Below are 14,493 nucleotides of genomic sequence, written 5' to 3'. Positions count from 1 at the left end.
CTATTAAATGAACTGTTTCATGAGGTCGAGACGCTTTTCGAGGTCTTCGACCGATCTGCCTGTGTTGTAAACTTTTGCCTGCTTTTCGTTATCAGGCGGTTTTTCGGAATGTTCCCTGCAGTAGTCGCAGAGCTTCTTGTTCATGGCTGCCGCAGCTCTGTAACGGGAGAAGAGCATGGATTTCGGCTCAACCTCATCGGATTCCTTTTCTGATGTGGTTCTTTCGTCCGGTTCATCCTCAGCAGGTGTTTCGTCAGGCTCTGTTTCCGGTTTTCTACCATAGAGGGAGCTCCTCTCAATCACACCGTCCGCAAAATGCAGTTCGACCGCTTTCCCGGCATTCATCCAGGTCTCTTCGTCCATGAGCTTACTAAGCTTATTCCTCGAAAGGCCGGTCTTTGTCTGGTAAGCGTTGACGATGGAGTTTTTCACCTCGTCCAGCATTTCGATTGCCTTCTGCATTTCGTCAGTGCTGCCCATAGCGACTGTGCTCGGATTGTGGATCATGAGCATCGAGACCGGAGACATCAGAACTTTGTCGCCAGCCATCGCAATGACGCTTGCCGCGGAAGCCGCAAGACCGTCAATCTTAATTGTGACCTTGCCCTTGTAGTCGCGGAGCATGTTGTAAATCTGTGCTGCCGCAAAACAGTCGCCGCCCGGAGAGTTCAGCCATATAGTGATGTTACCGGAGCTGCTTTCCAATTCCGATCTAAAAAGAGCCGGAGTGACGTCGTCGTTAAACCAGCTCTCTTCCGCGATTGTACCGTCAAGGAACAGCGTCCGTTCTTCCGTTTCCTGTCCGGGATTTGCTGGATCGGGCAGCTTATTTCTTGCCCATCTCCAGAACTTGTTTGCCTTTTCCATTGGTATCCCCCTTGTTTGAATTCTGATTGTATGCTGATCCGGCATCCGCGAGCTTTACCACGTTTCCGTTCAGGACGTGGATATTGCCGCCTTCCTCGTCGGAAAGGAGATCCATGTTCTCAAGTTCCCGCACATCATTCACGGAAAAAATTCCGTTCTGAATGCCGGTCGAATAACCGTTCATGCGGCTCTGGTAGTCTCCCCGCAGGAGCCCGTCTACATTAAAGCGGATGAAGTAGCTTTTCTTTTCCTCCGGAGAAAGGAGCGAGCGCTGCATGGACTGTTCCCAGCGTACGAGCCACGGCTCCAGCGTATAAGTGACAAATTCCAAGCTTTGCTGCTCAATGTTCGAGAAGGTTGCATGTTCCAAATCGCCGATCATGTGCGGCGGGATGCGGAAAATCCTCGCAATTTCGTCTAACTGGAACTTGCGCGTTTCAAGGAACTGCGCCTGCTCCGGACTGATGGAAATCGGCGTATAGGTCATGCCTTCTTCCAAAATGGCGACCTTGTTGGAATTGGAACTCCCGCCGAATCCGGCCTCCCATGAGTTCCTTATTTTCTCCGGGTCTTTCACGACGCCCGGCATTGACAGAATGCCGGATGGATTTGCACCGTTCTTAAAAAATGTAGCTCCATATTCTTCTGTCGCCATTGCCATGCCGATGGAATTCTTCGCCATCGCGATCGGCGAATAGCCGACCAGACCGTCAAAGCCAAGTCCCGGAATGTGCAGCACGTCGGAAGGCGTGAGCCTGACCGTCCCGGCCTTCATCGTCGGAGCGTCTGACGTGCTCATCTGGTATTCATAGTAAAGGTGGCCGTTTTCGTCCCGGTCGACACGCATCCGGTTTGCCATGAGAGGATAAAGTGCCGTGACCTCGCCGCGGCCGTTCCGTATGATCTGTGCGTAAGCGTTGCCCCAAAGTAAAAGGTGCGTCATGAGCGTTTCCCGGAAGATGAACGAAGTCATCTCTGAATTTGGTTCGTCATGAAGCAGCGGATAGAGCGGGTGGTCGACAGCCTTTTCCTTGCTGTTTTTGTCTGTATAGCGGTAAAGGTGCAGTGGCAGGCTCGCAATGGCTTCCGAAAGGACGCGGACACATGCGTAGACCGCCGAGATTTGCATGGCGGAGCGTTCTGTCACGGCTTTGCCGGACGATGAACTTCCGAAGTAGTAACGGTAGCCGCTGCCGTTCGTTGAGTCCTTAGGACGGTGTCCTGGCTTATCCCGTGACCGGAAAAGGCTTCTGAAGATGCTCATATGAATCACCAGGCTTTCTGAAAAATGGCATAAAGAAAGCACCTACCTTTCGATAGATGCTTTCAGCAATTAATATTTTATTGTTTCACGGAGCTGCTTTCTGATATCCCGTCCGCCATACATGATGCGGACAATATATACCATTTTATCCGTTTCTTTTGGCAGATAGAAAACCAGATAATTGTCTACGGGAAAGAAACGCAGCCCCATTGTGCCAAGGTTCATCCTCGTATAATCGGTAACGCAGAGGCATTTTACTCAAACTCTTTATATGCTGCAAAATCCGTCCTGCCTGCTTTACCGCTGTATCCGGAACACAGAGCCCGTCTGCCATATATTCATAAATGCTTCTTAAATCCTGGCGCGCTTTTTCGGAATATGCAACTTCCCAGCTCATACTCCAAAGTCCCGCTTCATCTCTTTTTCAACGGTATCTGACGAATAAACCTTGCCTGCCTTTATATCGTCCATACCTTTGTTCATTTCAGTATCAAATTGTTTTTTGGTAAGGGCACCAAAGGCAATCGGAGCATTCGCGGGCAGCTTTATTTCAAATGGAATACCGCGCTGCAGTACGACTTGTCTTAAAAACATTCCTACAGCATTGGACATCGGAATGCCGAGCTGATTGAGTACTTCTTCGGCTTGCTTTTTGATTTCTGGCTCTACACGGGCGAAAACATTAGAAGTTCGTGCCATACAAATCCCATCCTTTCACGGATAGCATAACACAAGTTGGCTGCAATATGCAAGCTAACAGCAAGCAAAAATGAAAATATTATTTACAGAAATAAAATGCCTCTGTCATCATAAACAGAAGCGCCGTTGTCGTTGCCGCAGCGGATGGCACGGTCAAGCGCCATGATCATTGCAATCGCGCCGTCGATTTTTTCCGTACTTTTTTCCTTGTCCGCTTTGATATTTCCTGCAGGGTCGGTGCGGATGAAGATGTTGTCCATCATCCAGCGGAGCACCGGATGACCGCCGTGTGCGATGCGTTTTTCCAGCGTGAGCTTCATGAGTTCCTTCGTGGGCGGCGACATATCCTTAAAGCCCTGTCCGAACGGAACGACCGTGAAACCCATGCCTTCGAGGTTCTGCACCATTTGCACAGCTCCCCACCGGTCGAAGGCGATCTCCCGGATATTGAAGCACTCACCCAGACGCTCGATGAACTTTTCAATATAGCCGTAGTGTATCACATTTCCTTCCGTAGTTTCGAGATACCCTTGCTTCTTCCAGACGTCATAGGGCACGTGGTCGCGTCGAACACGGAGGTCGAGCGTTTCTTCCGGTACCCAGAAGTACGGGAGAACGATGTACTTATCCTCCTCGTCCTTTGGTGGGAAAACCAGAACAAATGCCGTGATGTCGGTCGTGGAGGAGAGGTCGAGACCGCCGTAGCAGACGCGGTTTTCCAGTTCCTCTTCGTTTACAGGGAACGCACAGGTGTCCCATTTATCCATCGGCATCCAGCGGACGGCCTGCTTAACCCATTGATTTAAGCGGAGCTGCCGGAAGGAGTTCTCCTCGCTGGGATTTTGCTTCGCCGATTCACAGGCTGCTTCGACTTTATCGATGCCGACTGTAATGCCGAGCGACGGATTTGCTTTCTTCCAGATCTTCGGGTCTGTCCAGTCGTCCGTTTCAGCGGCACCGTAGATGACCGGGTAGAAGGTCGGGTCAACCTTCCTGCCGTCAAGGATATCCTGCGCCTTCTGATGGACCTCGTAGCAGATCGTGTTTGTGTCATTACCGGCTGTCGTGATGAGAAAATATAAAGGCTGCATTCTGGCGTCGCCGGAACCTTTTGTCATGACATCGAAGAGCTTCCGATTCGGCTGTGTGTGCAGTTCATCGAAGACGACGCCGTGGACGTTGAAACCGTGCTTTGAATATGCTTCGGCGGAGAGCACCTGATAGAAACTGTTCGTAGGTTGGTAGATAATCCGCTTTTGAGAAGCAAGAATTTTGATGCGCCGGTCGAGCGCCGGACACATTCGGACCATGTCGGCGGCGACGTCGAACACGATGGCTGCCTGCTGGCGGTCAGCGGCACAGCCGTAGACCTCAGCGCGTTCCTCTCCGTCGCCGCAGCAGAGGAGCAGCGCGACCGCAGCGGCAAGCTCAGACTTTCCCATCTTCTTCGGGATTTCGATATAGGCCGTGTTAAACTGCCGGTAACCGTTCGGCTTCAGAATGCCGAAGAGGTCACGAATAATCTGCTCCTGCCAGTCAATGAGCTCGAAAGGCTTTCCTGCCCATGTGCCCTTGGTATGGCAGAGCTGCTCGATGAACGTCACGGCGTAGTCCGCCATAACCTTGTTGTAGGCGGAACCTTCTGCCATGAAGCGGGTTGGCTTGTAATGTTTCAGTTTTCTCATTGCCACGGCGGTATCCTCCTTTCAAGGCAAAATAAAAGGCCGCCTGTCGATATATTCGACTGGCGATCCTCACAAATCTATGTTGGTACGAGAGAAAGAGCCGTACGGCTTCTTCTTTCGGAATATTTCTATTCATGTTCAGTTATATTTCTTTACCAAAATCGCATAGGCAAGCTGCGCGGCTTCCGTTTCCGGTTCCATATCCCAGCCCCGGTCGTAGTTGGCAATGACCGCACCGTTTTCTTTCAGCATGAGCTTCGAGATTCTGCCTTCGTTTTCAATTCCGTACTGGCTGCCCTGCTCGTAGTGCTTGACCCAGTAGTGAATGATGTGATTTCCGATTTTTAGGCTTCCTTTGCTCCACATGGTCTTTTCCCTCCGTTTTATTCAGATGTGTTTTCCTTTTTGCATATACATATATCACTCTGAAGGGAACGAATAGCAAGTGGATTCCGGAGAATTCTATGCGAGAAGTCAAGCCTTTTAGGAACGGTAAAATTGTGTAGTTTACGCTTCGCTTGTGAGAATGAAATGCACATATTCCTTGCGGTGTTCCTCAAGGAAAAACACCAGCTCATAGAAATCACGTTTGTAGGCAAGGCGCTGGACGGCGTTTACGTCGAACATATTTGTAAGGCCGGTGTTCTGAATCGCGAGAATCTGTTCCTTAATTTTCTCAGTCATCGGAATCCACCACCTTCCGCACGATGTCGATGCCGTAAATTACATTGAGGCTGGAGCCATTATCCCAGTTTATGAGAAGGGAGCCGGTGTCGTCGACTCCAGTGACTATTCCTCTGATGCCGATGGGCGGTGCCTGAGCATCGTCCATCCGAAGGAGTTCCACGCGTCATCCCACTGGAAACTGCCGCTTCACCTTTTCAGCCGTTTCTTTATTCGGAAATTTCATCGTCAGTGGCCTCTTTTTTCGCCCCGTTCCTGAAACTCGAATTTCCTGTCAGGTTCTTCAGCAGAATCTTTCTCTCCTGCTTGTATTCTGGTCCTATGAATCCGAGCCGCAGAAGGAAGCAGCGGAATGCGTATTTCTCGTTGTCGGCCGGGTGTTCGGTACTGCTTACCCGTTTCTGGTCTTTCGAGAGTTTGCAGAGAGCGGCAATGAAATGGGCGTATGCTTTGGATGCATCCGATCCCGGCATTTCCGGAAACCATGGGAATGAAACTTTATTCTCACCGATTTCAACCGGCATGTCGTCAATTCCAAGCGCCTTCTTGATAAGCGCACCTTTCGCCTTGAGCAGGTTTGTCAGGTTGCCGGTTGAGACCGCCGCCAGTGGAACCGAAATTGTAAGGCCCATGTTTTCGCCCTGTTCGGCGCCATCCGCCGTTTCAGACTCTTCTCCGGACGTTTCCCCAACTTTGGCAGTGAAGCCGCGCTTGTCAAGCTCTTTGATAAGGTCCTCGGTTCCTTTGCTGTCAGCCCTGTCGTCAAACTCCAGTGTTCCGTTCCGGTCGACTGTGAAGCAGCCGACTTTGTAGGATGCCGTTGGCATTCCGAGGTATTCTGCCTTTTTTCCTGTAAGCGTGGCAATGACGTTGACTAAGGACTTCCTGTCTTTTCCTGTTACGTTGTAATCTACTTTCATTGGTATTTGCCTCCTTCGTTTTGGTATGTACATCTATCACTCAGAAGGCCTTATTTATCAAGCAATTTGGGGCATTTTGTGCTGTAGAATATCGCCGAATTACCGGGATGAAATTTGTGTGTTATACACCCTCGGTTTCAACGTCTTTTACGAGGTTGGAATAGGGAATCTTCTCGCCATTTCTTTCTACATGCACATCCCCGGCATCATTCGTATCCTCTACATACCGGCGAAGGATAACAGAGGCATACTTCGGGTCAAGTTCCATCATGTAGCAGATCCGATTCAGCTTTTCGCAGGCCATGAGCGTTGAACCAGAACCGCCGAAAGTATCGAGGATGACAGCGTTCTCCTGGCTGGAATTCTGGATCGGATAGCCGAGGAGGTCGAGCGGTTTGGAAGTCGGGTGATCTTTGTTTCGTTTTGGTTTGTCGTAATTCCAGATGGTCGTCTGCTTCCGGTCAGCGTACCACGGGTGTTTTCCATTCTGCAGAAAGCCATACAAAATCGGCTCGTGCTGCCATTGATAGTCGGAGCGGCCGAGTACGAGACTGTTCTTTACCCAGATGCAGACACCCGCGAGGTGAAAGCCTGCATCAATGAAGGCTTTTCGGAAGTTCAGGCCTTCCGTATCCGCATGGAACACATAAGCCGCGCCGCCTTTTTCGAGATGGTCAGCCATGTTTTTGAAAGCGGAGAGCAGAAAGTTATAGAATTCCCCGCCCTTCAGACTGTCGTTTTCTATCGTGAGACCATCCGAGGTTTTGAAGGAAACTCCGTAAGGCGGGTCGGTTACGATGAGGTTGGCCCTCTTGTTGCCCATGAGCGTGTTCACGTCATCCGCCGAAGTAGCATCACCACACATGAGGTGATGTTTTCCAACTGTCCAGATGTCGCCGCGTTCCACAAATGACGCTTTCTCAAGTGCAGCGGAAAGATTGAAGTCATCGTCCTCGACGTTTTTTCCGGAGTCGTCGTTCATCAGCTTTTCGAGCTCGTCGCTGTCAAAGCCAAGAAGAGAAAGGTCAAAGGACTGATCCTGTAAATCAGATAATTCAACCGACAGCATTTCTTCATCCCACCCGGCATTCAGCGCGAGCTGGTTATCCGCGAGGATATAGGCCCGTTTCTGAGCATCCGTCAGGTTTTCGGCAAAGACACAGGGAACGGTGGTATAGCCTTCCTCACGTGCCGCCTGCACTCTGCCGTGGCCGACCAAGATGTTGTATTTGCTGTCGATGACGGCGGGAGAGACAAAACCGAACTCCCGAAGGCTGGCTCTCAGCTGCGCAATCTGTTCTTTTGAATGCGTCCTCGCATTCCGGGCATAGGGCACCAGTTTATCGATCGGTACCTGCTCAAATTTGGTTGTATCCATTTATATTCCCTTTCTGGCGCGGAGCAGCCGTTCCATGACGTCATCCTGCGGATTGAGGCCGCCGTATTCTGTTGAGCAGTTCTCCTTCACAATCTGGAAGATTTCATCCCATAGGCGGTTGGCCTGATTCATGTAGTTGATGCCGATGTTAATGAAGGGAGAAGGGATCGGCTTGCCAGTCGTCGGATGCTTTGAAAGATATCCGAGCTTCGTTGTTATCTCTTCACACTGAATCCATCTTGCGGAGCACATAGCGTAGCGTTCCAAGAGCTGCGGCGAAACCTTCTGCGCGACACCGATTCTCTGGAGCCATTCCCAGGTTTCCCGGTAGATTTCACCGGCTTCGAGCGTCGAGCCGTCATGCTGCTTGGCAGAAAGAAAGTCATGCGGTGCTGGCATGTCGGCACCTTCCATCTCCGGGATATCCAGCACCTCAAGCGGTCTGCCGCCCGGATTTCCGTTCGCGGCTTTCTCGGATACTGCAGATTTTTTGCGTCCAGCACCCGAACGTCTGCCGCCGCGGCCGCCGGTATTATTTGATTTTGTTGGTATCTTTCTCACCGCCTTCTTTTATTACCCTTTTGAATATGCTTTTTTCGCGCGTGTGAGGGGACGGCGCTTTCCGCTGAAGGAGTGTTTCATGATTTTGACCGCCCCCACCCGCCAAAAATCATCTATCACCACGCTGCTTATGAATCTTCTCGTGGCAGGAGCGGCAAAGGCTCATCAGGTTTGATTCGTCATTTGTACCTCCCTCGGAGAGAGGAATGATGTGGTGGACCTCCTCGACTGCAACATAGCGTCCTTCCTTCAAACACTGCTCACAGAGCGGATGCTTGCGGACGTAACGGTCACGGATTTTCTTCCACGCTCTGCCGTAGCGCTTGCTGGTGGAGTAACCTCGGGTAAACTGTTCGTAGTGCCGCCGCACAAGCTTCGCGTGTTCTTCGCAGTAGGTACCGTCAGTTAGACGTGGACACCCGGGGTAACGGCACGGACGTTTTGGTTTATATGGCATTCATTCACTTCCTCATGGGTATCAAGAAAGCCACCGGGGATTTCTCCTCGATGGCTTTCACCTTTTCAGTTCTCTATGCTATTAGTATAGCACACTCAAACGGGAAAGTCGTCCACGATTTTACTCACTTTACTGCTTTCCGTACAGCAGCAGCGCCAGATGCTTCAGCGCGCGGTTCTTTTTGTTGTAGGCGGAGGAACGCTCTATGCTGAAGTGTTCACAGACTGTGCCAACGGGTTCATCTGTTCCGTTGGAAAGGTAAAACGCTTTCAGCACATACCGCTCACCCTCGGTCAGATTTTCCCACGCTGGCTGGAACCACGCCATGTACTCCAGCGCCTGCCAGTACCGCTCTTTTAGCACGTCGATTTCCTCGATGCCGTTTAAAATGCGTTCCTCACAGGCCTGCGGGTTATGGGCGTGCGGCATCCTATCAAAACTGGGACTGCGGACGTTCTCCATCTTTTCATGCTCCGCTCGGATGTTGTCGGGCGTGTGTTCCAGAATGAATTGCATGTTGCCGTAGTCCTTGAGGGCATCCAAGGCGGCAGCCCTTTTATTCAGGTATTTCCATGCTATCTGCATAACCGTACCTCCGTAAAGATGAATTGAAAGTTTCACTCGGATTGGCACGGATTGTCAAAAGTTGTCTCTGATTTTCAGGTCCGCCTTCACAGCGTTGATCAGGGCTGCCTGTGTGTTGTTCTTATGCGAGAGGGCTTTCAGAATGCGTTCGTCGATGGTTCCCTTCGTGATGATGTGCTGAATCACCACGGTTCCTGCTGTCTGCCCCTGCCGCCACAATCTTGCGTTTGTCTGCTGGTAGAGCTCCAGCGACCATGTCAGTCCGAACCAGATGAGCGTGGAGCCGCCGCTTTGCAGGTTCAGCCCATGCCCGGCAGAAGCGGGATGCACGAGGGCCACGGGAAGCTCGCCGTTGTTCCATCTGCGGATGCTGCCGGAAGTGTTAAGGCAGGAGAACGGGATGTGGAGCTTATGCAGCCGCTCGGATATTCTGGCGAAGTCGTGCTTGAACCAGTAGGCCACCAGCACAGGCTTCCCGTTTGCCGCTTCGATCAGGTCCTCCAGCGCGTCCAGCTTTCGGTCATGAATGTGAACGATGTCGCCAGTGTTAGAGTAAACGGCACCGTTGGCCATCTGACACAGCTTTCCGGAGAGGGACGCGGCATTGGCGGCTGTGATGTCGCCACTTGGAAGCTGCAGAACCAGATTCTTCTTCAGGCTGTCGTACCGTTTCTGTTCCTCATCGGACAGGCGGACTTCGTATTCGCTGCTGATGAGCTTTGGCATCTTCAGGTGATCCGTCGACTTCATGGAAATCGTGATATCCGAAATTTCCCGGTAGATGGTGTTCTCCGCGCCCGGCAGCGGCTTATAAGAGTAGATGATCTCACCGTTTCGCTTATCCGGCATGAAGTAATTTGTGCGGTACTGGGTAATGAACCGTCCAAGGCGCTGGCCCATATCGAGAAGGCGGAACTCCGCCCAGAGATCCATAAGGCCATTTGATGAAGGGGTACCGGTAAGTCCTACGATACGTTTTACCTTGGGCCTTACTTTCATCATGGAACGGAAGCGTTTCGACCGATGATTTTTGAAGGAAGAGAGCTCGTCAAGAATGACCATATCAAAGTCAAATGGGAATCCGCTGTCTTCAATCAGCCACTCAAGGTTCTCACGATTGATGATGGTGATATCTGCGGAGGACGTCAGTGCAACTCGGCGTTCTTTTACATTTCCTACTGCAACAGAATAGGTCAGGTCTTTAAGGTGCGACCATTTCTTGATTTCAGCGGGCCATGTATCGCGGGCGACGCGGAGCGGTGCGACGACGAGGACCCGGTGAACTTCAAAACTGTCGAACAACAGGTCTTCGATGGCCGTCAGGCTGATTACAGTTTTGCCAATGCCCATATCGAGGAGAACCGCAGCTATAGGATGCGTTTCGATATAGTCTATAGCATATTTCTGATAATCATGTGGCTTGAAGTTCATCCAGCATCTCTCCAATCTGCTTTACGCTGTCGATCACATATACTTTAAAGCCCAACGACCGAAGCAGCCGGTGCCTTGCCAACTGGAGCGGGCGCGGTTTCTTTCCGGGTGCCTTCAGTTCCACAAAGGCGATAAGGCCATCAGGTAATAAGACGATGCGGTCTGGCATTCCCGCAAAACCCGGAGACACGAACTTTGGCGCAATACCGCCTGCCTTTTTAACTGCCAGCGTTAATTTGTTTTCTATCTGTTTTTCATTCATTCAAAGACCTCTATAATTGCATGAAATAGGCCAAGTGCAAGGTGTATCAAGGTAGCTGCACGAACTTTTTCTTATATGATTTTTTATGGCCTATAGAAAAGTCTGTGCAGAGAGGTTGATACACCTTGTCATCGGTGCCATTCATTTCAGAAAATCCTCCTCGGCGCCGGTATCCTCACGAATGCGAAGGCCCTTAAAATAGCGTTTTCGATTCAGCGTCAGCCGTTCAAATCCAGCCTTCTCCAGAGCAAAATAGAAATCCGCAGTGCTGCGAACATATTCGTTACAGTCGAGAGAATAGTTCCGGTACGCTTGGTACAGGGCCGCGGAGCTTTCCTTAAATGAAGGGCCGGCTTCACATTTATCTTCAAGAAAATGCCCGAACCAGTCATTCTGACTGCGGTATTCATTGATGGCTTTCGCCACACAGTCGGGAACTGGAATCTGGTAGTCGAGCGCGATTACTTTCTTTGCACCTTCAATGATCCAAGCCAGAATGCTTCCACCAGCGTTTTCATAGAGATACTCGCCATAATTCTTGATGTCGGTATTGCCTTCAATCTTGGCACCAAACGGAATGACAATAAGCCTGCGCCAGATACCATCATCCGATGCTGAGACACGCGGCAGATGGTTGGTATAGAGTACGAGAGTATGGCAGGGCTTGAAAGAGAACGGGTCTTTGTATTTCTTTTCTGCAAATACGTCATCCGTAGAGCAGAGCTGTTTGATTGTTGAGTCATTGAGTCTCGCGCCTTCCTGCATTTCTGCAGCAATGAGAAGCCGTTTTCCTTTGACCTCAGCCATTTCCGGCTTGATGTTCCTGCGGCATCCGACGGTCAGGGTATCGGCGGAGATATTTCCGCTGTAAAGGCCGAGCACACGGGACACCGAATTCCAGAAGGTTGACTTCCCGTTCCGTCCGTCACCATAGGCAATAATCAGTGCTTCCACATAGACTTTTCCGATAGCGGCAAGGCCGCAGATCATCTGGACGTAATTGATAAGCTGCTGATTCTTCTGAAAAATGAGGTCAAGGCAGTCCAGCCAGAGCTTTTCGCCTTTCGAACTGGGCGAGACGGACGTAATTTTTGTGATAAAGTCATCCGCTGAATGTTCCCGCGCACCGGCCATGCCTTTTCTGAGGTCATAAGTCGCCTCCGGCGTGCAGAGAAGAAAGCAGTCTGCGTCCAAATCCCGCGGCGAGATTTCCAGCATCGGATGCGATTCTTTCAGCGTTGCGGTGATATTCTTGGAATCCCGGCGGCGGATTGCAAAATCCCGATAGGCCTTTGCGGTGAGAAAATTCTGATAAGCCTGCATCTGCTCATTGCTCATGAGCTGCGCGGCTTTTGTTTTTGATGTATTGTCGAGGATGTCCTGGGCACCGGTGTCCTTCAGCTTTTTCAAGGTTTCCATCATGCCTTTTTCTGATTCCTTCATCTGCCTTCGGGTCAATTCATGCGCGACTGCCTGCGCACCCGGCTCCGTTTCCTGCCAGTAGTGGCCGCTGTAACGGATGAAATGCGTGGCTGGGGAGTAGCGGAGCTCGTTCGAAAAGTACTTTGCGAGCACTTCGGCCTGACCGACGTCGGAAAAATCATCCGGCTTATAGCTGTTTTCATCGTTGTAAACTTCCGGAGAAACGTAGCCATTCTCCTTGCTAATCTTGGAATAAAAGCGCTGGGCGCTGTGCCAGATTGTGTTAAGCTCACCGACTTCAAGTGGTGGATTGCACTTTGCAGCTTCTTCAAGAAAGCTCTGGTAAGCAGTGTCTGTATCACCGTATTTCTTAATGACAATACCGGCAAAGCGGGACATCGTCGCGTTGCGGCTGCCTTCTGGGATAACAGAATCCTTTTCATAGCCGCCGGACAGATTCTTGTCAAAATCCTCACCGTTCAGGAATTCTGTAAGATTCATGCGGCCGGGATAGAGCTCGACATTGGAATCCGCTGTACCAAAGAAAAAGCGCGCTGCATCCAGAGCTTTTGTATCAAAATACGGAAAGATGGAATTGACCAGTTTCTTCATATCGCTGTAGAGTGAGGCATCGGTCACGCGGTCAATCGGGAAAAGCACATGGAATTTCGGCCTCGCGGGTTTTCCGCTTTTCTCACGTTTATGGAAACGGCTGTAATGAACGGCAAAACTGACTCCCGGAAAGGCGTCCATGACATTCTTTGGGGTAACCCAGTCTTTCGGATTCTCCGAGTGGTCATTGTCGCAGTCTACCGGAAGGCAGTCAGCGGAGATAAAGTTGTCACCATTCCTGTAGTGGTTTTTATATTCTGCACAGACATAGTCATGGCAGACGGCGGTTTTTAGACTGTCGGCATTAATAATTACATTTTTGTGAGGATAGGAGCAGTTGCTTGGGTTCCCAATTAAATCTGAACTGTAGAGGGTAAACATCAGTCGTACACCTCCTCCGATTCCTGCTCCAGTACCTTTGTGATGAACTTTAGGGCGCGAATCATGGTTTCAAGTTCGCAGTCGCCACCGAGAATGACTTCAAATCCGCTGCAGCCGAACTTATTCACATAGGAATTGACCGTCACGTCCGTGCCGCCTGCGTCTTCAATCCTGAAGTAAGTGCGTCCACCGTGGCCGGTATCGCCGCCCTTGTATCCTGTGGTACCGGCTTCCACTTCGAGAATATTGCAGCTTACGACGTCGCGGCTGTAGATTGTAATCTCAGTACCGTCCTCGAGTGTTCTTCTTTTTTCTTTCACTTCATACATCGCGTTAAACCTCATTTCTGGGTAGACTAAAGGCGCCCACCTCTAATTTCCACTGGAGATGGACGTCTGATTTGAGCGGATTATTTTTAATTCCCTTGTTCGATGAGTGGAAGATTCCCGCCAGCTTTCATAAGGTCGTAAATAAAGAGACGCCCGGACTGGGTCCAATAAGTATGAACGGCAGTATGCACTTCTCCATCCGAACCGGAATAGGTAGTGGTTTTGGTAGACGTGTATCCTCTGTCGGCATATTTCTGATAAAGGAGCCAGATTCCACTTGGCTGTTTGAATTGAATTTCCTTGTCGTGCAGCCACTTGTTCATATGCTTGGCACTCCAACCATAGTCTTTGGCGATAATCGAAATGGCCACGAGATCCTTGCAGTTCAAAACGACATCGTAATAGCTGACTTTTGGTTTCATTTCGGCAATCTGCTGTGTCTGCACGGCAACCGTGTTTTCAAGAGACTTACGTTTTTCACGTTCAGCTTTGAGTTCCTGCAGCGCAGCAATGGCAAGATCAGGATCAGCCAGAATGTCATCAATCGCATAGAGACCATGTCTACGGATTGAAGGTAGTACTTCAGATGTTACCCACTTTTTGAAGCGCTTTGCTGAAGGAAGTTTGCTGAAGAGAATCAGAGAATACAGACCAGATTCATTAATTACGGTCATCTGCTGTTCTCCACCAAGGGTGTCACATTTCGTTACTCCCTTGTCGTCATCATCCACATGGTCAATCAGTGCTTTACGAGGATTGCTGTATCCTAAGGCTTCCGCTACATCCTTACCCACAAACCACGGCTCGTTATCTATCGTCGTGGTACGAATAGAACCGAACTCTGAGTTTGTAAATGTTGTTACTTCGTTTGTCATATAATTTTCATCCCTTCTGGGATGGACTAAAGGCGCCCACCTCTAATTTCCACTGGAGATGAATGTCCGGTTTGAGCGGAT

16 protein-coding genes and 2 pseudogenes are annotated in these 14,493 nt (G+C 50.4%); all 18 read right to left on the bottom strand.

Annotated features, from left to right (window positions below; genetic code table 11):
- Positions 1-3 precede the first annotated feature (3 nt).
- The gene (locus LKE53_08940) at positions 4-867 is read right to left on the bottom strand and encodes a Clp protease ClpP (GenBank protein MCH3972866.1); all 864 of its coding nucleotides are present in this window, start codon (positions 865-867) and stop codon (positions 4-6) included.
- Positions 827-2,131, bottom strand: coding sequence for a phage portal protein (locus LKE53_08935; GenBank protein ID MCH3972865.1), 1,305 nt, complete (start codon positions 2,129-2,131; stop codon positions 827-829). Before LKE53_08935 ends, LKE53_08940 begins: the two co-directional genes overlap by 41 nt.
- A gap of 69 nt (positions 2,132-2,200) precedes the next feature.
- Positions 2,201-2,528 (bottom strand): annotated as a pseudogene (locus LKE53_08930) (type II toxin-antitoxin system RelE/ParE family toxin).
- Positions 2,525-2,830 carry a type II toxin-antitoxin system RelB/DinJ family antitoxin gene (locus tag LKE53_08925; protein MCH3972864.1) on the bottom strand — a complete coding sequence of 102 codons (306 nt, stop codon included), beginning with the start codon at positions 2,828-2,830 and terminating at the stop codon, positions 2,525-2,527. The pseudogene LKE53_08930 and the gene LKE53_08925 overlap by 4 nt, the downstream one beginning before the upstream one ends.
- 83 nt (positions 2,831-2,913) lie before the next feature.
- Positions 2,914-4,515 (bottom strand): terminase large subunit, encoded by a 1,602-nt coding sequence (locus LKE53_08920; protein MCH3972863.1) that lies wholly within the window; start codon positions 4,513-4,515, stop codon positions 2,914-2,916.
- A 138-nt stretch (positions 4,516-4,653) separates the two neighbouring features.
- The gene (locus tag LKE53_08915) at positions 4,654-4,881 is read right to left on the bottom strand and encodes a hypothetical protein (protein MCH3972862.1); all 228 of its coding nucleotides are present in this window, start codon (positions 4,879-4,881) and stop codon (positions 4,654-4,656) included.
- A gap of 141 nt (positions 4,882-5,022) precedes the next feature.
- Positions 5,023-5,199: a DUF5049 domain-containing protein gene (locus tag LKE53_08910; protein MCH3972861.1), complete on the bottom strand. Its 177-nt coding sequence runs from the start codon at positions 5,197-5,199 to the stop codon at positions 5,023-5,025.
- A pseudogene (locus tag LKE53_08905) lies at positions 5,192-5,425 on the bottom strand (DUF4314 domain-containing protein). The gene LKE53_08910 and the pseudogene LKE53_08905 overlap by 8 nt, the downstream one beginning before the upstream one ends.
- Positions 5,409-6,119 (bottom strand): virulence protein, encoded by a 711-nt coding sequence (locus tag LKE53_08900; GenBank protein MCH3972860.1) that lies wholly within the window; start codon positions 6,117-6,119, stop codon positions 5,409-5,411. Before LKE53_08900 ends, LKE53_08905 begins: the two are co-directional and overlap by 17 nt.
- A gap of 121 nt (positions 6,120-6,240) precedes the next feature.
- Positions 6,241-7,497 carry a site-specific DNA-methyltransferase gene (locus LKE53_08895; GenBank protein MCH3972859.1) on the bottom strand — a complete coding sequence of 419 codons (1,257 nt, stop codon included), beginning with the start codon at positions 7,495-7,497 and terminating at the stop codon, positions 6,241-6,243.
- Positions 7,498-8,049: a P27 family phage terminase small subunit gene (locus LKE53_08890; protein MCH3972858.1), complete on the bottom strand. Its 552-nt coding sequence runs from the start codon at positions 8,047-8,049 to the stop codon at positions 7,498-7,500.
- A 118-nt stretch (positions 8,050-8,167) separates the two neighbouring features.
- On the bottom strand, positions 8,168-8,515 hold the full coding sequence (locus LKE53_08885) for an HNH endonuclease (GenBank protein MCH3972857.1): 348 nt from the start codon (positions 8,513-8,515) through the stop codon (positions 8,168-8,170).
- A gap of 129 nt (positions 8,516-8,644) precedes the next feature.
- Positions 8,645-9,100: a hypothetical protein gene (locus tag LKE53_08880; protein ID MCH3972856.1), complete on the bottom strand. Its 456-nt coding sequence runs from the start codon at positions 9,098-9,100 to the stop codon at positions 8,645-8,647.
- Between the two features lie 54 nt (positions 9,101-9,154).
- Entirely contained in the window at positions 9,155-10,531 is a 1,377-nt protein-coding gene (locus LKE53_08875; GenBank protein ID MCH3972855.1) for a DEAD/DEAH box helicase, read from the bottom strand.
- Positions 10,512-10,793, bottom strand: coding sequence for a VRR-NUC domain-containing protein (locus LKE53_08870; protein ID MCH3972854.1), 282 nt, complete (start codon positions 10,791-10,793; stop codon positions 10,512-10,514). Before LKE53_08870 ends, LKE53_08875 begins: the two co-directional genes overlap by 20 nt.
- A gap of 141 nt (positions 10,794-10,934) precedes the next feature.
- Positions 10,935-13,208, bottom strand: coding sequence for a phage/plasmid primase, P4 family (locus tag LKE53_08865; GenBank protein ID MCH3972853.1), 2,274 nt, complete (start codon positions 13,206-13,208; stop codon positions 10,935-10,937).
- Entirely contained in the window at positions 13,208-13,537 is a 330-nt protein-coding gene (locus LKE53_08860; GenBank protein MCH3972852.1) for a hypothetical protein, read from the bottom strand. Before LKE53_08860 ends, LKE53_08865 begins: the two co-directional genes overlap by 1 nt.
- A gap of 86 nt (positions 13,538-13,623) precedes the next feature.
- Positions 13,624-14,412 carry a phage antirepressor gene (locus tag LKE53_08855; protein ID MCH3972851.1) on the bottom strand — a complete coding sequence of 263 codons (789 nt, stop codon included), beginning with the start codon at positions 14,410-14,412 and terminating at the stop codon, positions 13,624-13,626.
- Positions 14,413-14,493 lie beyond the last annotated feature (81 nt).

It is taken from the genome of Oscillospiraceae bacterium (assembly GCA_022483045.1).
Taxonomy (GTDB): domain Bacteria; phylum Bacillota; class Clostridia; order Oscillospirales; family Acutalibacteraceae; genus Caproicibacterium.
This window is presented reverse-complemented; position numbering and strand designations above follow the sequence as displayed.